General features: G+C 59.4%; 19 protein-coding genes. 10 read left to right on the top strand and 9 right to left on the bottom strand.

Annotated elements, in window-relative coordinates; genetic code table 11:
• Position 1: 1 nt before the first annotated feature.
• The 3 genes from AB4N53_RS23940 to kdgD all read right to left on the bottom strand — a co-directional run bounded on the left by AB4N53_RS23940 (position 2) and on the right by kdgD (position 3,957).
• The gene (locus tag AB4N53_RS23940; RefSeq protein WP_051600602.1) at positions 2-1,363 is read right to left on the bottom strand and encodes an MFS transporter; all 1,362 of its coding nucleotides are present in this window, start codon (positions 1,361-1,363) and stop codon (positions 2-4) included.
• 165 nt (positions 1,364-1,528) lie between these two features.
• Positions 1,529-2,974: an aldehyde dehydrogenase family protein gene (locus tag AB4N53_RS23935; RefSeq protein ID WP_460123971.1), complete on the bottom strand. Its 1,446-nt coding sequence runs from the start codon at positions 2,972-2,974 to the stop codon at positions 1,529-1,531.
• A gap of 71 nt (positions 2,975-3,045) precedes the next feature.
• Positions 3,046-3,957: a 5-dehydro-4-deoxyglucarate dehydratase gene (kdgD, locus tag AB4N53_RS23930; protein ID WP_039759443.1), complete on the bottom strand. Its 912-nt coding sequence runs from the start codon at positions 3,955-3,957 to the stop codon at positions 3,046-3,048.
• A gap of 298 nt (positions 3,958-4,255) precedes the next feature.
• Between kdgD and AB4N53_RS23925 the strand changes: the two genes are divergently transcribed.
• On the top strand, positions 4,256-4,636 hold the full coding sequence (locus tag AB4N53_RS23925) for a hypothetical protein (protein ID WP_460123968.1): 381 nt from the start codon (positions 4,256-4,258) through the stop codon (positions 4,634-4,636).
• 3 nt (positions 4,637-4,639) lie between these two features.
• Here the strand turns inward: AB4N53_RS23925 and AB4N53_RS23920 are convergent, their stop codons facing one another.
• The 4 genes from AB4N53_RS23920 to AB4N53_RS23905 form a co-directional block, all read right to left on the bottom strand.
• The gene (locus AB4N53_RS23920) at positions 4,640-5,389 is read right to left on the bottom strand and encodes a FadR/GntR family transcriptional regulator (protein ID WP_281120382.1); all 750 of its coding nucleotides are present in this window, start codon (positions 5,387-5,389) and stop codon (positions 4,640-4,642) included.
• Between the two features lie 186 nt (positions 5,390-5,575).
• Positions 5,576-7,303 (bottom strand): ABC transporter ATP-binding protein/permease, encoded by a 1,728-nt coding sequence (locus tag AB4N53_RS23915; protein ID WP_460123964.1) that lies wholly within the window; start codon positions 7,301-7,303, stop codon positions 5,576-5,578.
• Between the two features lie 96 nt (positions 7,304-7,399).
• The gene (locus tag AB4N53_RS23910) at positions 7,400-7,960 is read right to left on the bottom strand and encodes a response regulator transcription factor (protein WP_003221630.1); all 561 of its coding nucleotides are present in this window, start codon (positions 7,958-7,960) and stop codon (positions 7,400-7,402) included.
• Positions 7,953-9,215 carry an ATP-binding protein gene (locus tag AB4N53_RS23905; protein WP_460123961.1) on the bottom strand — a complete coding sequence of 421 codons (1,263 nt, stop codon included), beginning with the start codon at positions 9,213-9,215 and terminating at the stop codon, positions 7,953-7,955. The genes AB4N53_RS23910 and AB4N53_RS23905 overlap by 8 nt, the downstream gene beginning before the upstream one ends.
• A 242-nt stretch (positions 9,216-9,457) precedes the next feature.
• Between AB4N53_RS23905 and AB4N53_RS23900 the strand changes: the two genes are divergently transcribed.
• Entirely contained in the window at positions 9,458-10,174 is a 717-nt protein-coding gene (locus AB4N53_RS23900; protein ID WP_460123958.1) for an SIMPL domain-containing protein, read from the top strand.
• A 168-nt stretch (positions 10,175-10,342) separates the two neighbouring features.
• Here AB4N53_RS23900 and AB4N53_RS23895 read toward each other — a convergent pair whose 3' ends face one another.
• Positions 10,343-10,705, bottom strand: a complete 363-nt coding sequence (locus tag AB4N53_RS23895; RefSeq protein WP_460123955.1) for a DUF6124 family protein — start codon at positions 10,703-10,705, stop codon at positions 10,343-10,345.
• Between the two features lie 1,169 nt (positions 10,706-11,874).
• Here AB4N53_RS23895 and AB4N53_RS23890 point away from each other — a divergent pair.
• From AB4N53_RS23890 to AB4N53_RS23855, 8 genes are all read left to right on the top strand, one after another.
• Complete coding sequence (locus AB4N53_RS23890) at positions 11,875-13,500, top strand: ABC transporter substrate-binding protein (protein WP_076565826.1); 1,626 nt, start codon at positions 11,875-11,877, stop codon at positions 13,498-13,500.
• Between the two features lie 301 nt (positions 13,501-13,801).
• Positions 13,802-15,400, top strand: coding sequence for an ABC transporter substrate-binding protein (locus AB4N53_RS23885; protein WP_460123952.1), 1,599 nt, complete (start codon positions 13,802-13,804; stop codon positions 15,398-15,400).
• A 176-nt stretch (positions 15,401-15,576) separates the two neighbouring features.
• Positions 15,577-16,995 carry an OprD family porin gene (locus AB4N53_RS23880; RefSeq protein ID WP_460123949.1) on the top strand — a complete coding sequence of 473 codons (1,419 nt, stop codon included), beginning with the start codon at positions 15,577-15,579 and terminating at the stop codon, positions 16,993-16,995.
• A gap of 77 nt (positions 16,996-17,072) precedes the next feature.
• The gene (locus tag AB4N53_RS23875) at positions 17,073-18,668 is read left to right on the top strand and encodes an ABC transporter substrate-binding protein (protein WP_460123945.1); all 1,596 of its coding nucleotides are present in this window, start codon (positions 17,073-17,075) and stop codon (positions 18,666-18,668) included.
• A 73-nt stretch (positions 18,669-18,741) separates the two neighbouring features.
• Positions 18,742-19,752 (top strand): ABC transporter permease subunit, encoded by a 1,011-nt coding sequence (locus AB4N53_RS23870; protein ID WP_016771720.1) that lies wholly within the window; start codon positions 18,742-18,744, stop codon positions 19,750-19,752.
• A gap of 11 nt (positions 19,753-19,763) precedes the next feature.
• Entirely contained in the window at positions 19,764-20,690 is a 927-nt protein-coding gene (locus AB4N53_RS23865) for an ABC transporter permease subunit (protein ID WP_016771721.1), read from the top strand.
• 10 nt (positions 20,691-20,700) lie between these two features.
• The gene (locus AB4N53_RS23860; RefSeq protein WP_016771722.1) at positions 20,701-21,669 is read left to right on the top strand and encodes an ABC transporter ATP-binding protein; all 969 of its coding nucleotides are present in this window, start codon (positions 20,701-20,703) and stop codon (positions 21,667-21,669) included.
• Entirely contained in the window at positions 21,669-22,649 is a 981-nt protein-coding gene (locus AB4N53_RS23855; protein ID WP_095180366.1) for a peptide ABC transporter ATP-binding protein, read from the top strand. Before AB4N53_RS23860 ends, AB4N53_RS23855 begins: the two co-directional genes overlap by 1 nt.
• A gap of 205 nt (positions 22,650-22,854) precedes the next feature.
• Here the strand turns inward: AB4N53_RS23855 and AB4N53_RS23850 are convergent, their stop codons facing one another.
• A complete protein-coding gene (locus AB4N53_RS23850; protein WP_460123942.1) occupies positions 22,855-23,118 on the bottom strand; it encodes a hypothetical protein in 264 nt (87 codons plus the stop codon).
• Positions 23,119-23,440 lie beyond the last annotated feature (322 nt).

Here is a 23,440-nt window from a genome sequence, read left to right as displayed (position 1 = left end):
CTCAGGAATGCGCTTGAGACAAATTGCCGGTGGCTTCATTGCCGCCCTTGGCTGGCGGCTCTTTCAAGACCACACGCTTGATCGGGCCGACGATCACCAGATAGCTGAACACCGCGACCAGTGCGTTGGCACCGACAAACACCAGCGCCCACTTGAACGAACCGGTGGAGCTGATGATGTAGCCGATGACGATCGGCGTGGTGATCGAAGCGATGTTGCCGAAGGTGTTGAACAGGCCACCGCTCAGACCGGCGATCTGTTTCGGCGAAGTGTCGGAAACCACCGCCCAGCCCAGTGCGCCAACGCCTTTGCCGAAGAATGCCAGAGCCATGAAGCCGACGACCATCCATTCCACTTCAACATAGTTGCACGCGACGATGCTGCTCGATACCAGCAGACCGGCGATGATCGGCGCCTTGCGGGCGAAGGTCAGCGAATGGCCCTTGCGCAGCAGGTAGTCGGAAATCACCCCGCCGAGCACGCCGCCGATAAAGCCGCAGATCGCCGGCAACGAAGCGATGAAACCGGCCTTGAGAATGGTCATGCCACGCTCTTGCACCAGATACACCGGGAACCAGGTCAGGAAGAAATAGGTGATGCCGTTGATGCAGTACTGGCCCAGATACACGCCAAGCATCATGCGATTGGTCAGCAGCTGACGGATGTAATCCCACTTCGGACCGTCGGACTTCTTGCCCTTCTGATCCATATCGACCATGCCGCCGTTGTCAGCGATGTGCTTGAACTCGGCCTCGTTGACGCGTGGGTGTTCGCGCGGGCTGTAGATGACTTTCAGCCACACCAGCGAGAACACGATACCGAGGATACCCATGACGATGAACACGTGCTCCCAGCCGAAGCTGTAGACGATCCAGCCCATCAACGGCGCGAACAGCACGGTGGCAAAGTATTGCGCCGAGTTGAAGATCGCCGAAGCGGTGCCGCGTTCAGCAGTCGGGAACCACGCCGCCACGATGCGCGCGTTGCCAGGGAACGATGGCGCTTCCGCCAGGCCCACCAGGAAACGCAGCATGAACAGCGCAACCACCGCCGTGGACATACCGAATTCACCGACGAAGCCTTGCAGCACGGTGAACAGCGACCAGGTGAAAATGCTCAGGGCATAGACTTTTTTCGAGCCGAAGCGATCGAGCAGCCAGCCACCGGGAATTTGCCCGGCGACGTAGGCCCAACCGAATGCGGAGAAGATGTAGCCGAGGGTGACGGCGTCAATGCCAAGGTCCTTTTGCAGGCTGGAGCCGGCAATGGCGATCGTGGCACGGTCGGCGTAGTTGATCGTGGTCACCAGAAACAGCATGAGCAGGATCAAATAGCGGACGTGAGTCGGCTTGGAGGATTGCATGCAGATGTACTCCCACTGATTATTTTTATGCGGGGTGAAGCTTCTTTGGTCTTGCATTTATTCCCTGTAGGAGCTGCCGAAGGCTGCGATCTTTTGATCTTGATCTTGAAAAAAAAGATCAAAAGATCGCAGCCTTCGGCAGCTCCTACAGGGGTATTGCGTGTATCAGGAGCCTACATAGGCGGTTTTCACCACGGTGTAGAACTCTTGCGCATAGCGGCCCTGCTCGCGGGAGCCGTAGGACGAGCCTTTACGCCCGCCGAACGGTACGTGGTAATCCACGCCGGCAGTCGGCAGGTTGACCATCACCATCCCGGCCTGGGAGTGGCGCTTGAAGTGGTTGGCGTACTTCAGCGATGTGGTGGCGATGCCGGCCGAGAGGCCGAATTCGGTGTCGTTGGCCATTGCCAGCGCGGCCTCGTAATCGGCCACGCGAACGATGTTGGCCACCGGGCCGAAAATTTCTTCGCGGCTGATGCGCATCGACGCTTCGCTATCGGCGAACAGCGTTGGCGCGAGGAAGTAGCCCTCGGTGTCGCAAGTCACCACACCGCCGCCGCTGACCAGACGTGCGCCTTCGGACTGGCCGATGTCGATGTACTTCATGTCCTGTTCAAGCTGCGCCTGGGAAACCACCGGACCGATGTCGGTGCCGGCCTTCAGCGCGTGGCCGACCTTGATCGACTTCATGCGCTCGGCCATCGCTTCAACGAACTTGTCGTGAATGCCGGCGGTTACGATCAGACGGCTCGACGCCGTGCAACGCTGGCCGGTGGAGTAGAACGCGCTCTGTACCGACAGCTCGACCGCTTGCTTGAGGTCGGCGTCGTCGAGAATGATCTGCGGGTTCTTGCCGCCCATTTCCAGTTGCACTTTGGCCTGGCGCGAAACGCAGTTGACGGCGATCTGACGACCAACACCCACCGAACCAGTGAAGCTGATGCCGTCGACTTTCGGGCTGTTGACCAACGCCTCGCCAACCACGCGACCGCTGCCCATCACCAGGTTGAACACACCGACCGGGAAGCCCGCGCGGGAGATGATTTCCGCCAGCGCCCAGGCGCAGCCCGGCACCAGATCGGCAGGCTTGAGCACGACGCAGTTGCCGTAGGCCAGGGCCGGAGCGATTTTCCACGCCGGGATGGCGATCGGGAAGTTCCACGGAGTGATCAGACCGACCACGCCCAGCGCTTCGCGAGTGACTTCTACGTTGACGCCCGGGCGTACCGACGGCACGTAGTCACCGGACAGGCGCAGGCATTCACCGGCGAAGAACTTGAAAATGTTGCCGGCGCGGGTCACTTCACCGATCGCCTCCGGCAGGGTCTTGCCTTCTTCACGGGCCAGCAGCGTGCCGAGCTCTTCGCGACGGGCGAGGATTTCGGCGCCGACTTTATCCAGCGAATCGTGACGAGCCTGGATGCCCGAAGTGGAGTACGCCGGGAACGCAGCGCGGGCAGCGTCGATGGCGGCGTTGACCTGAGTCAGGTCAGCCTTGGCGTAATCGCCGATGGTGTCGCTGAGTTCGGACGGGTTGATGTTGGCCGAGTAATCGGCACCGGCGACCCATTCGCCATTGATGTAGTTGTCGTAGCGTTTTGCAGTTGTCACAGGGCAGCCCTCAACTCTGAAGCCTTCACGCAAAAAGCCGCTGATTGCTCAGCGGCCTCGCTTTTTCTCGTTTATTGCGCGCCTTGCTTGTCGATCAGCGCGGCGAGCATTTCGTACTCTTCGCCGGTCAGGTCGGTCAGCGGCGCACGCACCGGACCTGCGTCATAGCCGGCGATTTTTGCACCTGCCTTGACGATGCTCACGGCATAACCGGCCTTGCGGTTGCGGATGTCCAGGTACGGCAGGAAGAAGTCGTCGATGATCTTGCCGACGGTGGCGTGATCTTCGCGAGCGATCGCGTGGTAGAAGTCCATCGCGGTTTTCGGGATGAAGTTGAACACCGCCGAGGAGTAGACCGGCACGCCCAAAGCCTTATAGGCAGCGGCGTAGACTTCAGCGGTCGGCAGACCACCCAGGTAGCTGAAGCGATCACCGAGGCGGCGACGGATCGACACCATCAACTCGATATCGCCCAGGCCATCCTTGTAGCCGATCAGGTTCGGGCAGCGCTCGGCCAGACGTTCCAGCAGCGGCGCGGTGAGGCGGCAAACGTTGCGGTTGTAGACGACCACGCCGATCTTCACCGATTTGCACACGGCTTCAACGTGGGCGGCAACACCGTCCTGGCTCGCTTCGGTCAGGTAGTGCGGCAGCAGCAGCAGGCCTTTGGCGCCCAGACGCTCGGCTTCCTGAGCGTATTCGATGGCCTGGCGGGTCGAACCACCGACGCCGGCGAGGATCGGCACGCTGGTTGCGCAGGTGTCGACGGCAGTCTTGATGATTTCCGAATATTCGCTGGCGGCGAGGGAGAAGAACTCACCGGTGCCGCCGGCAGCGAACAGAGCCGAAGCGCCATACGGAGCCAGCCATTCCAGACGCTTGATGTAGCCCGCGCGGTTGAAATCGCCTTGCGCGTTGAAATCGGTCACCGGGAAAGACAGCAGGCCGGCAGAGAGGATGGACTTCAGTTCTTGTGGATTCATTATTCGAACACCCTGGTAGCAACGTTTTATTGTGAGTGGACCGTTCAGCCTTCGCCGAAGTTGTAGGTCATCGTACAACTTAAAAAATAACCGTCAACTGCATTTCATCGTTGGCAGCGCTTTTTTGTCGGACAAGATTGGCTTTCGCACTTCCTGAAATCGCTGGGAGGCCCATTTCAGAAGCATTTGTCGGCTGAAATATCTGGTCCGGATTCGTTTAATTGCGAAGGGACGAGCGGCTCGTAAAGTACGTCGACTGCCACGAAGGATCGTGGCGGACCACTCAAAGGAAGCCGTTATGTCGATGCATTTTGCCGCCCCCACCCTCACCCACACCGCTCCTGCGCAGGACGACCGCGTCACTGTTCAGCTCTCGCAAATGCCGGAGATCCTCACCGTGCAGGTTCCGGATTCCAGCGATTTCGCGGCGAACTGGAGCGTTTACGCGATCCTCGGCAGCGATGCTGAAGAACCTGAATGGGAAGGTGATGAAGTCGACACCGGCGCTTGGGACGACGCCGAGGATGAAATGGAAAAGCTGTTCGACATCGAGGTGCAGTTGCCCAAAGAGGCGCTGCAACCGTACCTGGGCCGCGAGGTGGAGCTGCGCTACAAGTTTCGCGATGAGTCGAGTATGGAGCCGTATTCGCAGGCGCTGAGGATGCGCATAGAGGCGTAAGAGTCAGCTTCGCTGCGCCTGTGCCTCTTCATGGGCCTGGCGCAGTCTTTCGCGGCTGTTGGTCAGGTGCAGACGCATCGCAGCACGCGCAGCATCGGAATCCTGGCGGGCGATCGCGTCGTAGATTTCTTCGTGCTCACGGCTCAGACGGCCCATGTAATGTTGCTGATCATCATGGGCCAGTCGCGCCGAGTTCAGCCGGGTACGTGGAATGATGCTGGTGCCCAGGTGCGTCATGATGTCGGTGAAGTAGCGGTTGCCGGTGGACAGGGCAATTTCCAGGTGGAAAGCGAAGTCTGACGACACCGCATCGCTGGCATGGGAGGCGCTTTCGTTCAAGGCGTCGAGGGCGGCGCGCATGGTCGCCAGTTGCTCGGGACTGCGGCGTTGCGCGGCAAGGCCAGCGGACTCGACTTCGAGGCTGATGCGCAATTCGAGAATCGCCAGCACGTCACGCAGGGTGACGACGGTGGCCGGATCAATGCGGAAACCGCTCGGGCTCGGCGTATCGAGAACAAAGGTCCCGATGCCGTGGCGGGTTTCTACCTGGCCGGCGGCCTGCAGGCGGGAAATCGCCTCGCGGACCACGGTGCGGCTGACGCCATGGGCTTCCATGATCGCCGACTCGGTGGGCAACTTGTCGCCACGCTTGAGCAGGCCATCGCGGATCTGCTCGCTCAACACCGTCACCAGTTCCTGGGCGAGGCTGCGGCGCTTGCGGGGGAGGCGCGGGGTGTCGATCAGCTTTTCCATGATTTGTATCTTGTCTCGAAAGTTCGGCTTGGCGCCATCATAGCTCAAGCGAGTTGTACGATCACCGGGCAGATCACATTACCCCACTGTGGGAGCGAGCCTGCTCGCGAAAGCGGTGGTTCAGACGACAGATTCGTCGACCGATATGGCCCCTTCGCGAGCAGGCTCGCTCCCACAGGTGAGTGTTCAGACAGTTATGGCCTGTTCGACCAGACGACCGCTGTCGATCCGCACATGCCGTGGATGGAATCGTTTCAAACTGCTTCGGTGACCGACGCTGACAATGCTCAAGCCCGGAATCTCATCGATCAACGCCTGATACAACGTTGCCTCGTCTTCTTCATCCATTGCCGAAGTGGCTTCGTCCATGTAAAGCCATTGCGGTGCATAGAGAAGCGCACGGGCGAAGGCCAAGCGTTGCTGCTCGCCCGGAGAGAGCATGCGCTGCCAGTGATTGGCCTCATCCAGCCGCCCAACCAAGTGAGGCAAACGGCAGGTTTCCAAGACCTGTGCATAACGCTCCGGCGCGTAGGTGTCACCCGGCTGTGGATAACTCAGCGCTTCACGCAATGTACCGATGGGCAGATAAGGCTTCTGCGGCAGGAACAGATAGCGCGCCGCCGGCAAACGAATATTGCCGTGACCCGCCGGCCACAAATGCCCCATCGCCCGCAGCAATGTCGACTTGCCGCTGCCGGAACGGCCGCTGAGCATCACGCGCTCACCCGGCTCCACGGTCATATCAGCGTTGGTCAGCAAATGACGTCCATCGGCCAGATCCAGGCCAAGGTCGTGCACCTGCAATTCGCTGCCCCGATTCTGCACATCGATGGCGGGCACCCGCTCCTCGTTGTTGCTCATGGCATTGCGGAAACTCAGCAGACGATCGCAAGTGGCGCGCCACTCCGCCAGATCCTGGTAAGCACTGATGAACCAACTGAAATTCTCCTGCACATTGCCGAACGCCGAGTTGATTTGCATCAGCTCACCCAGCTCGATCTTGCCGCTGAAATACCGTGGCGCCGCAACAATGAACGGGAAAATGATCGCGATCTGCCCATAGCCCGAAGTGAAGAACGTCAGGCGCTTGGACACGCGCATGATGTCCCAGAAGTTATGCCAGACCAGCCCGAAACGATTGCTCAAGCGCCGGTTTTCATTCGGCTCGCCGTTGTACAAAGCGATGCTTTCAGCGTTCTCGCGCACCCGCACCATCGAAAAACGCAAGTCGGCTTCGAAACGCTGCTGGTTGTTGTTCAAGCCGATCAGGCGTCGGCCGATCAAATGCGTCAGCCAACTACCGACCGCCGCGTAGACCAGTGCACACCAGAACATGTAGCCGGGAATGGTAAAACCGAACACTTCAATGCTGCCGGAGACGCCCCACAGGATGATCGAGAACGACACCAGACTGACGACCGTGCGGATCAGGCCCAAGCCAAGCGCCAGCGTGTTCGCCGTGAATTTATTAAGGTCTTCGGAGATTCGCTGGTCCGGGTTATCGGTATAACCGCCCTGCTCCAGTTGGTAGTAATTCTTGTGTTCAAGCCAACGGGTGAAATGCTTTTCGGTCAGCCACGCCCGCCAGCGAATGGTCAGCATCTGCGTCAGATACTGGCGATACACCGCCGCGAGAATCGCCACAGCGGCAATACCGCAGAAGTACAGGATCAACTGCCAGAACGCTGCTTCATCCTTTTTCTGCAGGGCGTTATAGAAATCCTTGTACCAACTGTTCAACCACACCGCGATCCATACGCTGAACAGCGTCAGCGCGATCACGGCAATCAGCAACGTCCAGGCCTTGCCCTTCTCTTCGCTGCGCCAGTAAGGCGTGGTCATCGCCCAGACTTTGCGAAAAAACTGCCCGCGCACAGCATCGTTGACCGCGGAATATTCAGCGTTCTGATTCATGGATAAGGCTCGATAGTAAAAAGAACGGACACGCGCCGATCATAGATGATCGGCGCGATTTATCGCGAGGGCTGGCGATAGTCGTTCAGCGCAGGTTCAGCGACGAACCGGACGCTTCTGCAGTTTGCGTTGCAGGGTGCGGCGGTGCATGCCCAGCGCGCGGGCCGTGGCGGAAATGTTGCCTTCGTGCTCGGTGAGCACACGCTGGATGTGCTCCCATTGCAGGCGATCGACCGACATCGGGTTTTCCGGCACGAGACTGTCGAGGTCGGCGTGCTCGGACAGCAGCGCAGCCAGCACGTCGTCGGCATCGGCAGGTTTGCACAGGTAGTTGCAGGCGCCACGCTTGATCGCCTCCACCGCTGTGGCAATGCTCGAATAACCGGTGAGAATCACCACGCGCATTTCCGGATCGAGTTCCAGCAGCTTGGGCAGCAGGACCAGACCGGAGTCGCCGTCCATTTTCAGATCCAGCGCGGCGTAATCCGGCAGATCGGCCTGGGCGATGGTCAGGCCTTCTTCAGCGGACCCGGCGGTGCTGACGCGAAAGCCACGGCGCGCCATGGCGCGGGCCATGACGCGGGTGAAGGTCGCGTCGTCGTCGACCAGCAGCAGATGCGGCAGTTCTTCGCCTTCGACTTGAATTTCGTCACTCATGTTGGTCTCCTCGGGCGCCGTGGGGCAGGCGCAGCTCGGTGAGCGTGCCGCCTTCCTCATGACTATAGAGTTTCACTGAGCCGCCGGCGCGTGTCACGCTGGCCTTGCTCAAAAACAGGCCCAGGCCGAAACCTTTGCCCTTGGTGGTAAAAAACGGTTTGCCGATCTGCTCGGCGATGGCCAGCGGCACACCGGCGCCGTGATCGCGAATGCTGATCGTCAAAGTCTCTGCGTCCCAATCGAGCGTGACCTGGAGGTTTTCAGGGCAGGCGTCAGCGGCATTGTTCAGCAAATTAAGCAGCGCCTGAGTCAGATCCGGCGGCGGCGCCATGCGCGGCACCGTGCCCTGGCCGAGACGCTGGAAGCGATAACTGGCCTCCGGCCGCATCAGGTGCCAACGGTTCAACGCCTCGTCGAGCCAATCGGTAACGTCCTGCATCTCCACCGCCAGACGCCGGTTGGCCTCGGCGGCGCGGACCAATTGCTGCAAGGTTTCCTTGCACAATTTGACTTGGTCCTGCAGCACCTTCAGATCGTCCTGCAACATTGGGTCGGGGTGGTCCTGCTGCATTTCCTTGAGCAACACACTCATGGTCGCCAGTGGCGTACCCAACTCATGCGCCGCCCCGGCGGCCTGGGTCGCAACGGCGAGCAACTGCTGATCGCGCAGACCTTCTTCGCGGCGGATCGCGCGCAACTCTTCCTGCCTGCGCAGCTCTTCAGCCATGCGCGCAGCGAAGAAGGTGATCACCGCAGCAGCCAGGGCGAAGCTCAGCCACATGCCGTAGATCTGCAGATTCTCACGGGCGACCGGCAAGGTTTCCAGCGGATAGAAACGCGTCAACATCAGCGTATACAGCGCCAGCGCGATGCCCGACAGAATCACCGAATAACGCCACGGCAACGTCACCGCCGCGATGGTCAGCGGCACCAGATAATAGGAAACAAAAGGGTTCGTCGAGCCGCCGGAGAAATACAGCAGCGCACTGTGAATCACCAGATCGCAGGCCAGTTGCAGCGCGTATTCGAGCTCGGTCACCGGCCACGATGTGCGCAGGCGCACGGCAGTGAACACGCAGAGCAGAATCGAGCAGCCCAAGGTCATCGCCAATTGCACCCACGGCAACGGCAACAATTGCAGCCAGTACGCCAGGCCCACGGACCCGGCCTGCGCGGCGAGCACCAGGGTGCGGATGAAAGTCAGCCGCCAGAGGTTCTGGCGAGTGGCGGAAGTCAGTTGTACGGGGGCGAGCATGAGCTCTCCTGATGAGCGCTCCAGGCGGATCGCACGGAGTATAACCAAGGCGCGGGGTTCAGAGGCGAAAGTGCGGCAAACGACCACACCGCAAAAGCTGCAAGTTTCGAGCTGCAAGCTGCAAGTAAAAGCTTTTGGCTTGCGGCTTGCGGCTTGCGGCTTGCAACTTGCCGCTGCTTTCTGGAGTCTGATGGTTCACGCAGGCCGCGACCCATCACCTGCGCCTCATTCAAGGAGCCTTCATGCACACATTTCGCCGCAGCGCCGCCCTCCTCGCCCTGATCGTCGGCAGCGTCGCCAGCCTCCCGGCACTGGCCGCCGATGAGCTGCACTACAACCAGATTTCCCTGCGCGCCGAAGTCAGCCAGGAAGTGGCCCGCGACCAGATGATCGTGACGCTCTACACCGAAGAGCAGAACACCGACCCGGCCAAACTCGCCGCCGCCATCAGCACCACCATGAACAAGGCCACCGCCCAGGCCAAGCAAGTCAAAGACATCACCCTGCGCACGGGCAGCCGCAACAGCTATCCGATCTACGACACCAAAGGCCAGAAGATCACCGGCTGGCGCGAACGCGCCGAACTGCGCCTGGAAAGCACCGACTTCGCTGCCCTGTCGAAACTCACCGGCGAACTGCTGACCGAGCTGAAAATGGGTGGCATGGACTTCGCCATCGCTGACCCGACCCGCAAGGCCAGCGAAGACCAGTTGCTCAAAGAAGCCGTCACCGCCTTCAAGACCCGCGCACAACTGGCCACCGATGCACTGGGCGGCAAGGGCTACAAAATCGTCAACCTGAACCTCAACAGCAACGGTTACCCACAACCGTACCTGCGCGCACCGATGATGATGAAAGCTGCAGCCATGGATTCCGCGCCGGTGACGCCCGAAGTCGAAGCCGGCACCAGCCAGGTCAGCATGACCGCTGATGGCTCGATTGAAGTGTTGATGCAGTGATTTGAGCTTGGCGGAATGAAGAACCGGCAATCACTAAATGGTTGCCGGTTTTTTTGCGTCCGGGTTTTGTAGTGAATGATCCACCGCTTCGCGAGCAGGCTCGCTCCCACAGGTTGAACGCATTTGAATGTGGGAGCGAGCCTGCTCGCGAAGAACGATGACGCGATCTCAAGCGTGCGGATCAACCCGATCCAGCGCCCGATTCACCGCCAGCTCCGCCAGCATGATGATCTGCTGAATCGCCAGCGCCGTATTGCGCTGCGGCCTACCAAGCTGATCGGCGAAATCGCCGGCCAGGGTGTTGGCTGAGGCGAGGGATTCGCAGGCATGGGCGAGCAGGCTTTCGGTGTCGATGTCGGGCTGGACCAGAAACATCGTGCTGGGTAGATGCGGTTTGCTGGGTGGAGGGCAGAGATAGAAATCGAGGGCACGCTTGATGGCTTCGCGGTTTTTTGCGAGATCGTCAGCACGCAGCGCGGCTTCGAGGGGGGTTGGGGTTTCTTCGGGTGGGTCGGGGACTGGTTTAGACATTGGAGCGATCTCTTGGTTGAAGCCAACACTTGTCGTTTCTCACGCGACGAAGAGGTGGCAGCTGTATGCGGAGTGAGAAACCGGTGAGATCAACCCGGCCGAACCGAAGTCCGCCCGCACACAGCCGCCATAAAACTACGCAGCAGCAAATTAACTGGCGCGGATTATGGTTGTACTCGTGTTGGATTAAAACATCTCAACGGATTCTCACATCCGATCGCTGAACCTTCAGCGACAGATTAAGCCTAGTGATCACACGTCCGACGGACAACCTGAAAACCTTGTGGGAAGGTTCGGGTTATTGAAAATCTGAATTAAACAAACTCAAGCCCTCGGGGACCTTGAGGTGCCTCATCGCGAGCAGGCTCGCTCCCATAGAAAAGCAAAAGCAAAAGATCGCAGCCTTCGGCAGCTCCTACACAATGAGCGTTAGCTCGAGTGATCTTGATCTTGATCCACCGGCGACGTCGGAAGGCTGAGTGGAGGGATTGATCCGGGCGTGGGAGCGCAGCGACCGTACGACGCAGTCGTACACAGCGCAAGGAGGTGCAGCGAAGCAAACCGTAGCCGCTGCGCCCGGATCAGTCCCGCAGCGAAGGAACCCGAGCCTGCGAGGGCCGAACGCAGGAGCAAGCCTTTTCGGTTACCTTTTTGCTGGGCCGGCACTCCGGCGTTTGAAAAAGGTGACCCGCCGTAAGGGCGGAACCGCAATCCGCAACACCCGCAGAAACGGATATTCACCCAAACCAACCAACACCCTGGTCGGCCCAAAGGCCGCCAAGGTGCCACCAATCGAAACACCCAGTTGCACCAAGTAAAACTCCCCAATCCCCGCCCCAATCCACCCCACCCAACCCCACCCCCAAAACCCCCTCAACCCCGCCCATCCCCAAGGGTATAAATAAGTAACACCAAGCCCCACCCAAGCGCACACAACATGACTGACGCACCATTTCAGTGCCCCGAATGCACCTTAAAAACCACTCGCAAACGGTCAAATGCGTCAAAAGTTATACGGATGCGACATTAAGGTACGTTCGTGCCACCGTTTAACGCCGCCGACCGCTCTGGATCTTGCATTGGGTATGGGGCCTGCATAAGTATCCGCAGGCACGACTCACGAGGTCGTACCTCACAACTAAAAAATGACAACAAATCATGAGGCCAACATGCTTAAACACGCGGTCATTCCGTTTCTAGTCGGCGCAGGCTTGTTAGCCTCCGCACCTTTCGCCACCGCTGCGACTAACCTGGTGTTCTGCTCCGAAGGGAGCCCGGCCGGTTTTGATCCAGGCCAGTACACCACCGGAACCGACTTCGACGCCTCAGCCGAAACCATGTTCAACCGCCTGACCCAGTTCGAGCGCGGCGGTACCGCCGTGATTCCTGGTCTGGCGACCAAATGGGACATTTCCGACGATGGCCTGACTTACACCTTCCACCTGCGTGAAGGCGTCAAGTTCCACACCACCCCGTATTTCAAGCCGACTCGTGAATTCAACGCCGACGACGTGCTGTTTACTTTCAACCGCATGATCAACAAGGACGATCCGTTCCGTAAGGCGTACCCGACCGAATTCCCGTACTTCACCGACATGGGGATGGACACCAACATCACCAAGATCGATAAAGTCGACGACCACACCGTCAAGTTCACCCTGAAAGAAGTCGACGCCGCGTTCATCCAGAACATGGCCATGAGCTTCGCTTCCGTGCAATCCGCCGAATACGCGGCCCAATTGCTCAAGGATGGCAAACCCGCCGACATCAACCAGAAGCCGATCGGCACTGGCCCGTTCGTGTTCAAGAGCTACCAGAAAGACTCGAACATCCGTTACACCGGCAACAAGGATTACTGGAAGCCTGAAGACGTGAAGATCGACAACCTGATCTTCGCCATCACCACCGACCCGTCGGTGCGTATCCAGAAGCTGAAAAAGAACGAGTGCCAGGTCACCCTGTTCCCGCGTCCGGCCGATCTGAAAGCGCTGAAAGAAGACAAGTCGCTGAAGATGCCGGATCAGGCCGGCTTCAACCTGGGCTACATCGCCTACAACGTGATGGACAAGGTCAAGGGCAGCAACGAGGCCAACCCGCTGGCTGACCTGCGCGTGCGTCAGGCGCTGGACATGGCCGTGAACAAGCCGCAGATCATCGATTCGGTTTACCAGGGCGCGGGCCAACTGGCCGTTAACGCCATGCCGCCGACCCAGTGGTCCTACGACACCACCATCAAGGATGCCAAGTACGACCCTGAGAAAGCCAAACAGCTGCTCAAGGAAGCCGGCGTCAAGGAAGGTACCGAGATCGTCCTGTGGGCGATGCCGGTGCAGCGTCCGTACAACCCGAATGCCAAACTGATGGCGGAAATGCTCCAGTCCGACTGGGCCAAGATCGGCTTGAAAGTGAAGATCACCAGCTACGAGTGGGGCGAGTACATCAAGCGCTCCAAAGGTGGCGAGAACCAGGCCATGATCATTGGCTGGAGCGGTGACAATGGTGATCCGGACAACTGGCTCAACGTTCTGTTCGGCTGCGACTCGCTGAGCGGCAACAACTTCTCCAAGTGGTGCGACAAGAAGTTCGACGGCCTGGTGAAAGAAGCCAAACGCACTACCGACCAGGGCAAGCGCACCGAGCTGTACAAACAGGCGCAACACGTCCTCAAAGATGCAGTTCCAATGACACCTATCGCTCACTCGACGGTGTATCAACCCATGCGCGCCAACGTGCAGGATTTCAAGATCAGCCCATTTGGCCTGAATTCCTTCTACGGCGTCAGCGTCAGCAAGTAAGACATTGCAACGGCGGCGTTTCTGACGTCGCCGTTGCTTTATCTACCGGGAAAAAAGGAAAAGGCCTACACCCAAATCCGCCGCAGATGATTGCTTCGGTATAGGCGCGTCGACTTTTCCTACGAGCATTAAGGCAATTACGTATTTACTGCCAGAGGCACGGTGCCTACCGTCGCGTACTGACCAGTGTCTGCGTGGGCCACCGGTTTTGCTTTACGTATTGGATTGAGCTCAATGCGCCCCATAAGCCCCGGGATAGGGGCTCAGGCGCATTGCACAACACTAAAAAAGAGGGAGCGTCATGCGCCATACCTTGGTTTTTTCCGCACTGTTGGGCGCCGGCCTGTTGGCCGCCACGTCTGCAAGCTATGCCGCCAGCGACAGCCTGGTGTTTTGCTCGGAAGGCAGCCCGGCGGGTTTCGATACCGCGCAATACACAACGGCCACCGATAACGACGCCGCCGAGCCGCTGTACAACCGCCTGGTCGAGTTCGAAAAAGGCGCGACCAATGTCGTACCGGGCCTGGCGACCAAATGGGACATTTCCGAAGATGGCCTGAAATACACCTTTCACCTGCGTGAAGGCGTGAAATTTCACACAACCTCTTACTTCAAGCCGAGCCGCGATTTCAACGCGGACGACGTGTTGTTCACGTTCAATCGCATGCTCGATGCACAACAGCCGTTCCGCAAGGCCTACCCCACCGAGTTTCCGTACTTCAACGGGATGAGCCTGAACAAGAACATCGCCAAGGTCGAGAAGACCGGGCCGCTGACCGTGGAGTTCACGCTCAACAGCGTCGACGCCGCGTTCATCCAGAACATCGCCATGAGCTTCGCTTCGATTCTGTCGGCCGAATACGCCGACAAGCTGCTGGCCGACGGCAAGCCGAGCGACATCAACCAGAAGCCGATCGGCACTGGGCCGTTCGTATTCAAGAGCTATCAGAAAGACTCGAACATCCGCTATACCGGCAACCCGCAGTACTGGGATCCGAGCCGGGTCAAGCTGAAGAACCTGATTTTTGCGATCAATACCGACGCTTCGGTACGCGTGCAGAAGCTCAAGGCTGGCGAATGTCAGATCACCCTGCACCCGCGTCCTGCCGATGTTGAAGCGCTGAAGGCCGACCCGAAACTGCAACTGATTTCCAAGCCGGGCTTCAACCTCGGCTACATCGCCTACAACGTGCGCCACAAGCCGTTCGATCAACTGGAAGTGCGTCAGGCGCTGGACATGGCGGTGAATAAACAGGGGATTCTGAACGCTGTTTATCAAGGCGCCGGCCAACTGGCCGTCAACGCCATGCCACCGACCCAGTGGTCCTACGACGACACCATCAAGGACGCCGCCTACAACCCGGAAAAAGCCAAGGAACTGCTCAAGGCTGCCGGCGTGAAAGAAGGCACCGAGATCACCCTGTGGGCAATGCCGGTGCAGCGTCCTTACAACCCGAACGCCAAACTGATGGCCGAAATGCTCCAGTCCGACTGGGCCAAGATCGGCCTGAAAGTGAAGATCGTCAGCTACGAATGGGGCGAGTACATCAAGCGCACCAAGAACGGCGAGCACGACGTCAGCCTGATCGGCTGGACCGGCGACAATGGGGACCCGGACAACTGGCTGGGCACGCTGTACAGCTGCGACGCCATCGGCGGCAACAACTACTCCATGTGGTGCGACCCGGCTTACGACAAGCTGATCAAACAGGCCAAGGTCGTCACCGACCGCGACCAGCGCACCGTGCTTTATAAACAGGCCCAGCAATTGCTTAAACAGCAAGTGCCGATCACGCCTGTCGCCCACTCGACGGTCAACCAGCCGTTAAGCACCCGGGTCGAAGGGTTCAAAGTCAGCCCGTTCGGCCGCAACGTGTTCTCGGGTGTCAGTATCGATTAAACCAACCGATTAGCCGCAATGCTGAGGGGAGTCGTCTACTCCCCTCACGCAAGCGCTTTGCCGAAATTCGCCAATCCGGCTTTTTGCAAACGTTTGCGATGTGTGAACGAGTTCTAAACCAATAACCGGCATACCAAAAAAAGCCGGGATAAAAAGAAAGTAAAGGAGCTTCACCCATGAAACTGAGCAGCACCGCGATACTGGCCCTGGCCATCAGCAGCATCACCGCCACGGCTTATGCGGAAACCCAAAGCCAGGCGTTCACTCCGGTGACCGTCAACACCAAAAGCGCCCAGGCTGAGGCCACCGGCTTTCTGGAAGGTCAATCGATTACTGGATCGACGCGTAACTGGTACGCCAACGAAGAACTCAAGCGTGGCGCCAAATTCCGCTATAAACACAACGACACGCTGCAAACCACTGACCGCCGCATCAACTGGGTACAGGGGACCATCGTCAAGTACAACTCCGGGTTCACCGAAGGTACTGTCGGTATCAGCACCGAAGTTGCGCTGTACAACGCCATTGCGCTGGAGCGTGATCGCAAAAACCTTGCATCCGGCAACGGCGGCGCTCCGGAAGCCGGTCTCGAGCGCCCAGGCAACAACCGTACACTGACCCGTAACGGCGGTGACGCTGAAGGCCAATGGAGCAAACTGGGCCTGGCTAACGTCAAAGCTCGGGTTTCCAATACCACCCTGACCGCTGGCCGCCAGAACTTCAGCAGCCCGATGGTTGACGTGATCGGCAACCGTCCCCTGCCTTCGAGCTTTCAAGGCGTCAGCCTGCACAGTGAAGAGCTGGAAAACCTGACCTTCGACATCGCGACGTTCGATCAGAACTCGCCGCGTACAGAAGAAAGCCAGCGCAAGTTCCGTTCCGAATACGCTGATTCGATCATTGAAATTGATCACGTCAACACCGCTGGTATTTCGTATCAGCCGTTTGCCAGCCTGAAAACCAGCTTGTGGGCCACTCAAGCTGAAGACATGTGGAAACAGTACTACTTCGGCGCCACCCACGAACTGGGCGACAGCCAGATTCTGAGCCTGACCACCGGCCTGAACTACTACAAGACCGTGGATGAAGGTAAAGCCAAGCTGGGTGACATCGACAACGATACGTACTCGCTGTCCCTGGGTCTGACTCACCAGGCCCATAGCCTGACGTTCTCGTACCAGGAAATTAACGGTAACGAGTACTTCGACTACCTGCACGAAACCAACGGTATTTACCTGGCCAACTCCCTGCTCTCGGACTTCAACGGCCCGAACGAGAAATCCTTCCAGGTCGCTTACGGTCTGAACATGGCTGAATATGGCGTGCCTGGCTTGAAGTTCAACGTCTACAGCGCTCGTGGCTGGGGCATCGACGGTACCCACTATAAAGGCGGCGCTTATGACAGCGTGCTGGCGATGGACGGCGAACACCACTACGAATACGGAATCGGTGCTGCTTACGCGGTTCAAAGTGGTCCGCTCAAAGCCACGGCCATCCGCGCCACCTACACTGCGCACCGTGCCAGTGATAATCAGCTGGACGGCAGCATCAACGAGTTCCGTCTCGTAACCACCATCCCGTTCAACATTCTGTAAAAACGCCAACCGACGGCTGACTCATGATGAGTCGGCCGTTCGGTTTTCTGTCTTCAACCGATTGCAGAGGGTTATCGATGAAAATGCTTCCCCTACGTGCAGCCATCGCGGCTGCGTTGCTGAGTGTCGCTGTCGGCGCCTCGGCCAAACCCTTGGTGGTCTGCACCGAAGCCAGCCCGGAAGGCTTCGATATGGTCCAGTACACAACTGCAGTCACGGCGGACGCTGTGGCCGAAACCATCTTCAACCGCCTGGCCGATTTCAAGCCCGGCACCACCGAAGTGATCCCGGCACTCGCCGAGTCCTGGGACATCAGCGAAGACGGCCTGACCTACACGTTCCACCTGCGCAAAGGCGTCAAGTTCCACACCACCGAATACTTCAAGCCGACCCGCGACATGAACGCCGACGACGTGGTCTGGAGTTTCCAGCGCCAGCTGGACCCGAATCACCCGTGGCACAAACTGTCGAGCGTGGGCTTCCCGTACTTTGAAAGTATGGGCTTCAAGGAACTGCTCAAAAGCGTCGAGAAAGTCGACGACAACACGGTCAAGTTCACCCTGACCCGCCGCGAAGCACCGTTCCTCGCCGACCTCGCCATGGCCTTCTCGTCGATCTACCCGGCCGAATACGCCGACCAGTTGCTCAAGGCCAACAAGGCCGGCGATCTGAACAACAAGCCGATCGGCACCGGCCCGTTCATCTTCCAGCGCTACGCCAAGGATGCGCAGGTGCGCTTCAAGGCCAACCCGGATTATTTCCGTGGCAAGCCGCCGGCCGACGCGTTGATTCTGGCGATCGCCACCGACAACAACGTGCGTCTGCAAAAGCTCAAGGCCAACGAGTGCCAGGTCGCGCTGTATCCAAAACCGGATGACATCCCGAGCATCAAGAAAGACAGCAAGCTGAAAGTCGACGAGCTGGACGCGATGACCGTCTCGTACGTCGCGATGAACACCCAGCACAAGTACATGAGCGATGTGCGTGTGCGCAAAGCCATCGACATCGCGTTCGACAAGGAAGCCTACGTCAACGCGCTGTTCGGCAAGGGCAACGCCTCAGTGGCGGTCAACCCGTACCCGCCAACCCTGCTCGGCTACAACCATGATCTGAAAAACCCGCCACGGGACCTCGACAAGGCACGCGCCCTGCTCAAGGAAGCCGGGGTGCCGGAAGGCACCACGTTCACCCTGTTCACCCGTAACGGCGGCGGTCCGACCAACCCCAACCCGATGCTCGGCGCGCAAATGATGCAGGCTGACCTGGCGAAAGTCGGGATCAAGATCGACATCCGCGTGATGGAATGGGGCGAGATGCTCAAGCGCGCCAAGGCCGGCGAGCACGATATGGTTTCGGCCGGATGGGCGGGCGACAACGGCGACCCGGATAACTTCCTGACGCCTATGCTCAGTTGCGAGGCCGCCAAGAACGGCGAAAACTACGCACGCTGGTGCAACGAGAAATTCCAGGCACTGCTGGATGAAGCGCGGGCTAAAGTAGATCCGGCCGAACGCGCCGCGCTCTACGAACAGGCCCAAGTGCTGTTTAATCAGGACCAGCCATGGATCAGCATGGCCCATACTCGGATGTTCACTGCAATGCGCAACAATGTAGAGGGCTACCACATCAGCCCTCTCACCACTAATAACTTCGCCACCACCCAGGTGAAGTAGATAAGAAACGCCCGGCGTCCCTGACCTGAGGGACGCCGGACACGCCTAACCGGCTGATGAGGTACCACACAAGATGTTTAGTTTTATTGCCCGCCGACTGGGGTTGTTGATCCCCACGTTTTTCGGCATCACCTTGCTGACTTTCGCGTTGATTCGCATGATTCCGGGCGACCCCGTGGAAGTGATGATGGGCGAACGTCGGGTCGACCCCGAAATGCACGCTCAGGCAATGGAACGCCTGGGGCTGAACAAGCCGCTGTATGCCCAGTATCTGGACTACATCGGCAAACTGGCCCAGGGCGATCTCGGTGAGTCGTTGCGTACCCGTGAAAGCGTGTGGACCGAGTTCACCTCTCTTTTCCCGGCGACCCTGGAACTGTCCATGGCCGCCCTGCTGTTCGCTGGCATCCTCGGGCTTCTGGCCGGGGTGATCGCGGCACTCAAACGAGGATCGCTGTTCGACCACGGGGTGATGGGCATCTCCCTCGCGGGCTACTCGATGCCGATCTTCTGGTGGGGCCTGATCCTGATCATGTTCTTCTCGGTGAGCCTGGGCTGGACTCCGGTTTCCGGGCGCATCGACCTGTTGTATGACATCGAGCCGAAGACCGGTTTCATGCTGATCGACACGCTGCTGGCCGATGACGTCGGCGCGTTCTTCGACGCCCTGCATCACCTGATCCTGCCGGCCATCGTGCTCGGCACCATTCCGCTGGCGGTGATCGCGCGGATGACCCGTTCGTCGATGCTCGAAGTGCTGCGCGAAGACTACATCCGCACCGCCAAGGCCAAAGGCCTGTCGCCGTCGCGCGTGGTGTTCGTGCACGGTCTGCGCAACGCACTGATTCCGGTGCTGACCGTGGTCGGCCTGCAGGTCGGCACGCTGCTGGCCGGTGCGGTCCTGACCGAAACCATCTTCTCCTGGCCCGGCATCGGTAAATGGCTGATCGAAGCCATCGGCGCCCGGGACTATCCGGTGGTGCAAAACGGCATCCTGTTAATCGCCTGCCTGGTGATTCTGGTCAACTTCGTGGTGGACATCCTCTACGGCTTTGCCAACCCACGCATCCGTCATCAGCGCTGAGGTCAATACCCATGAGCACTCCAACATCCTCAGTAGCCACCGCCACGTCCGCCGTGGATCAAAGCCTGCTGTACCCGTCGCCGTACAAAGAATTCTGGCAAGCGTTCTCCAAGAACAAGGGCGCCGTTGCCGGCCTGCTGTTCATGCTGCTGATCATCTTCTGCGCGATTTTCGCGCCGTGGGTCGCGCCGCATAACCCGAGCGAGCAATACCGTGACTTCCTGCTGACGCCGCCGGCGTGGCTCGAAGGCGGGCAGATGCAGTTCCTGCTCGGCACCGATGAACTTGGCCGTGACCTGCTGTCGCGTCTGATCCAGGGTTCGCGCCTGTCGCTGCTGATCGGCTTGTCGTCGGTGGTGATGTCGTTGATTCCGGGGATCCTGCTGGGTCTGTTCGCCGGTTTCTTCCCGAAAGTGGTCGGCCCGACCATCATGCGTCTGATGGACATCATGCTGGCCCTGCCGTCGCTGCTGCTGGCCGTGGCGATCGTCGCCATCCTCGGCCCTGGCCTGATCAACACCGTGATCGCCATTGCTGTGGTTTCCCTGCCGTCCTACGTGCGTCTGACCCGTGCTGCCGTGATGGGCGAACTGAACCGCGACTACGTCACCGCCGCGCGTCTGGCCGGTGCCGGTCTGCCGCGCCTGATGTTCATCACCGTGCTGCCCAACTGCATGGCGCCGCTGATCGTACAGGCGACCCTGAGCTTTTCCTCGGCGATTCTCGATGCCGCCGCACTGGGCTTCCTCGGCCTCGGCGTACAACCGCCAACCCCTGAGTGGGGCACCATGCTGGCCTCGGCCCGCGACTACATCGAACGCGCCTGGTGGGTGGTAAGCCTGCCTGGTCTGACCATTTTGCTCAGCGTGCTGGCAATCAACTTGATGGGCGACGGCCTGCGCGATGCGCTGGACCCGAAACTCAAGAACGCCGCCTGAGGAGATTCAAATGTCACTGCTAGAAATCAAGAATCTCAACGTCCGCTTCGGCGACAAGACCGCGACCCCGGTGGTCGACGGCCTCGACCTGAAAGTCGACAAAGGCGAAGTGCTGGCCATCGTTGGCGAGTCGGGTTCGGGTAAATCCGTGACCATGATGGCGCTGATGGGCCTGATCGAGCATCCCGGCATCGTCACCGCTGACTCGCTCAGCTTCGACGGCAAGGACATGCTCAAGCTGAGCAATCGTCAGCGTCGGCAGATCGTCGGCAAAGACCTGTCGATGGTCTTCCAGGACCCGATGACCGCACTGAACCCGAGCTACACCGTCGGTTTCCAGATCGAAGAAGTGCTGCGCCTGCACCTGAAAATGTCCGGCAAGCAAGCGCGCAAGCGTGCCATCGAACTGCTGGAAAAAGTCGAAATTCCGGGCGCCGCCAGTCGCATGGATGCCTACCCGCATCAACTGTCTGGCGGTATGAGCCAGCGTGTCGCGATCGCCATGGCGATTGCCGGCGAGCCGAAACTGCTGATCGCTGACGAGCCGACCACCGCACTCGACGTAACCATTCAGGCGCAGATCATGGATCTGCTGCTGGCGTTGCAGAAAGAACAGAACATGGGCCTGGTGCTGATCACCCACGACCTCGCCGTCGTGGCGGAAACCGCCCAGCGCGTCTGCGTGATGTACGCCGGCCAGGCCGTGGAAGTCGGCCAGGTGCCGCAGCTGTTCGACATCCCGGCGCACCCGTACAGTGAAGCGCTGCTCAAGGCGATTCCCGAGCACAGCCTCGGCGCCTCACGCCTGTCGACCTTGCCGGGCATCGTCCCGGGCCGCTACGACCGTCCGCAGGGTTGCCTGCTGTCGCCGCGCTGCCCGTACGTGCAGGACAACTGCCGCACCCAGCGTCCGGGCCTTGATCCGAAAGCCAACAGCCTCGCCCGCTGCTTCTACCCGCTGAACCAGGAGGTGGCGTAATGGCCGTCGTACTTACCGCCCGCGACCTGACCCGTCACTACGAAGTCTCCCGTGGCCTGTTCAAGGGCCACGCCACCGTGCGCGCGCTCAACGGCGTGTCGTTCGAACTGGAAGCCGGCAAGACCCTCGCCGTGGTGGGTGAGTCGGGCTGTGGCAAATCCACCCTCGCCCGCGCCCTGACGCTGATCGAAGAACCGTCATCGGGCTCGCTGCAGATCGCCGGCCAGGAAGTTGCCGGCGCCGACAAGGCCGAGCGCAAGCAACTGCGCAAAGACGTGCAGATGGTGTTTCAGAGCCCGTACGCATCGTTGAATCCACGGCAGAAAATCGGTGACCAACTGGCCGAGCCGCTGCTGATCAACACCAAGCTGTCGGCCAGCGAACGTCGCGAGAAAGTCCAGGCGATGATGAAGCAGGTCGGCTTGCGTCCCGAGCATTACCAGCGCTATCCGCACATGTTCTCCGGTGGTCAGCGCCAGCGTATCGCCCTGGCGCGGGCGATGATGCTGCAACCGAAAGTGCTGGTGGCGGACGAACCGACTTCGGCGCTGGACGTGTCGATTCAGGCCCAGGTGCTCAACCTGTTCATGGATCTGCAGCAGGAGTTCAATACCGCCTACGTGTTCATCTCGCACAACCTCGCGGTGGTGCAGCACGTAGCCGATGACGTGATGGTGATGTACCTCGGTCGCCCGGTGGAACTGGGTCCGAAGAACGACATCTACGAACGCCCGCTGCATCCGTACACCCAAGCGCTGCTGTCGGCGACCCCGACGATTCACCCGGACCCGAACAAGCCGAAAATCAAGATCGTCGGCGAACTGCCCAACCCGCTCAACCCGCCACCGGGCTGTGCTTTCCACAAACGCTGCCCGTACGCGACCGAGCGTTGCACCACGGAAGAGCCGCTGTTGCGTGAACTGGATAATCGGCAGGTGGCCTGCCACTACGCTGAGCAGTTTCTCGACGGCGCGGCATAAGGCCAATGCTGAGACCTGCATAAAACCTGCAGGAGCTGACGAGTGCAACGAGGCGGCGATCTTTTGATTTTCAGAAGCAAGATCAAAAGATCGCAGCGTTCCGCAGCTCCTACAGGGGATTTGCGGTGAACCAGAGCTAACCAAACCCCTTTCACCTCGATTGCGCATCAGTCGAGGCCGAAGGGGTTTTTCTTTGATCGACTATCTACGTCTGGCTGTCGCCCTCGTCATCCGGATCATCGGTGTCCGGCTCGTCTGTGGTCGAGTCGTCATCATCGGCGCTGCCGCCCTGATTCATATCCCCCGGCTCCGACTCGGACTTGGCCAGCATCAGCCCGCTATGCCCGACCTGTCCGTTGAACGCCTGCGAATCATGATCCTCACACTCGGCCCACGCCGTCGCCGCGCCGAGGGACAGCATCACCATCACTTTCAACAACATCAAAATACGTAGCAATCTGCTTTTCATGGCCGACTCCATCCTGTTGCGCTAAGACATACTTGCCGGACTGGCTCCGTGTGAAATCTAGTTGCGATCCGACCGGTTCACCACTTAGGACGCAGCCGAGCGGGCAGAAATGCCCTCGGTGCACAGATTGCTTTCGAATAACAGCAATAACAGAAACAGCTAAGGCCCGCGCCTGGACTGGATGGGTTTCAAGCGACGTATAGCTTTCACCCGGCGCACACTCACCTCACTGGAATCGCATGCAGTCTGCTAGATGTCGACCGGCTGTCAGCCGCCTTCGCGAGCAGGCTCGCTCCCACAGAACAGCAAAAGCAAAAGCAAA

It is taken from the genome of Pseudomonas sp. H3_E04 (assembly GCF_054668915.1).
Note: the sequence above shows the minus strand (reverse complement) of the source record. Positions and strands in the feature narration are given on the sequence as shown.

Coding starts and splice junctions, on each gene's coding strand:
- AB4N53_RS23860 (WP_016771722.1), top strand. CDS start 20,701: ATGTCACTGCTAGAAATCAAGAATCTCAACGTCCGCTTCGGCGACAAG.
- kdgD (WP_039759443.1), bottom strand. CDS start 3,957: ATGAATCCACAAGAACTGAAGTCCATCCTCTCTGCCGGCCTGCTGTCT.
- AB4N53_RS23895 (WP_460123955.1), bottom strand. CDS start 10,705: ATGTCTAAACCAGTCCCCGACCCACCCGAAGAAACCCCAACCCCCCTC.
- AB4N53_RS23855 (WP_095180366.1), top strand. CDS start 21,669: ATGGCCGTCGTACTTACCGCCCGCGACCTGACCCGTCACTACGAAGTC.
- AB4N53_RS23885 (WP_460123952.1), top strand. CDS start 13,802: ATGCGCCATACCTTGGTTTTTTCCGCACTGTTGGGCGCCGGCCTGTTG.
- AB4N53_RS23925 (WP_460123968.1), top strand. CDS start 4,256: ATGTCGATGCATTTTGCCGCCCCCACCCTCACCCACACCGCTCCTGCG.
- AB4N53_RS23850 (WP_460123942.1), bottom strand. CDS start 23,118: ATGAAAAGCAGATTGCTACGTATTTTGATGTTGTTGAAAGTGATGGTG.
- AB4N53_RS23870 (WP_016771720.1), top strand. CDS start 18,742: ATGTTTAGTTTTATTGCCCGCCGACTGGGGTTGTTGATCCCCACGTTT.
- AB4N53_RS23900 (WP_460123958.1), top strand. CDS start 9,458: ATGCACACATTTCGCCGCAGCGCCGCCCTCCTCGCCCTGATCGTCGGC.
- AB4N53_RS23865 (WP_016771721.1), top strand. CDS start 19,764: ATGAGCACTCCAACATCCTCAGTAGCCACCGCCACGTCCGCCGTGGAT.
- AB4N53_RS23920 (WP_281120382.1), bottom strand. CDS start 5,389: ATGGAAAAGCTGATCGACACCCCGCGCCTCCCCCGCAAGCGCCGCAGC.
- AB4N53_RS23940 (WP_051600602.1), bottom strand. CDS start 1,363: ATGCAATCCTCCAAGCCGACTCACGTCCGCTATTTGATCCTGCTCATG.
- AB4N53_RS23875 (WP_460123945.1), top strand. CDS start 17,073: ATGAAAATGCTTCCCCTACGTGCAGCCATCGCGGCTGCGTTGCTGAGT.
- AB4N53_RS23915 (WP_460123964.1), bottom strand. CDS start 7,303: ATGAATCAGAACGCTGAATATTCCGCGGTCAACGATGCTGTGCGCGGG.
- AB4N53_RS23890 (WP_076565826.1), top strand. CDS start 11,875: ATGCTTAAACACGCGGTCATTCCGTTTCTAGTCGGCGCAGGCTTGTTA.
- AB4N53_RS23905 (WP_460123961.1), bottom strand. CDS start 9,215: ATGCTCGCCCCCGTACAACTGACTTCCGCCACTCGCCAGAACCTCTGG.
- AB4N53_RS23880 (WP_460123949.1), top strand. CDS start 15,577: ATGAAACTGAGCAGCACCGCGATACTGGCCCTGGCCATCAGCAGCATC.
- AB4N53_RS23910 (WP_003221630.1), bottom strand. CDS start 7,960: ATGAGTGACGAAATTCAAGTCGAAGGCGAAGAACTGCCGCATCTGCTG.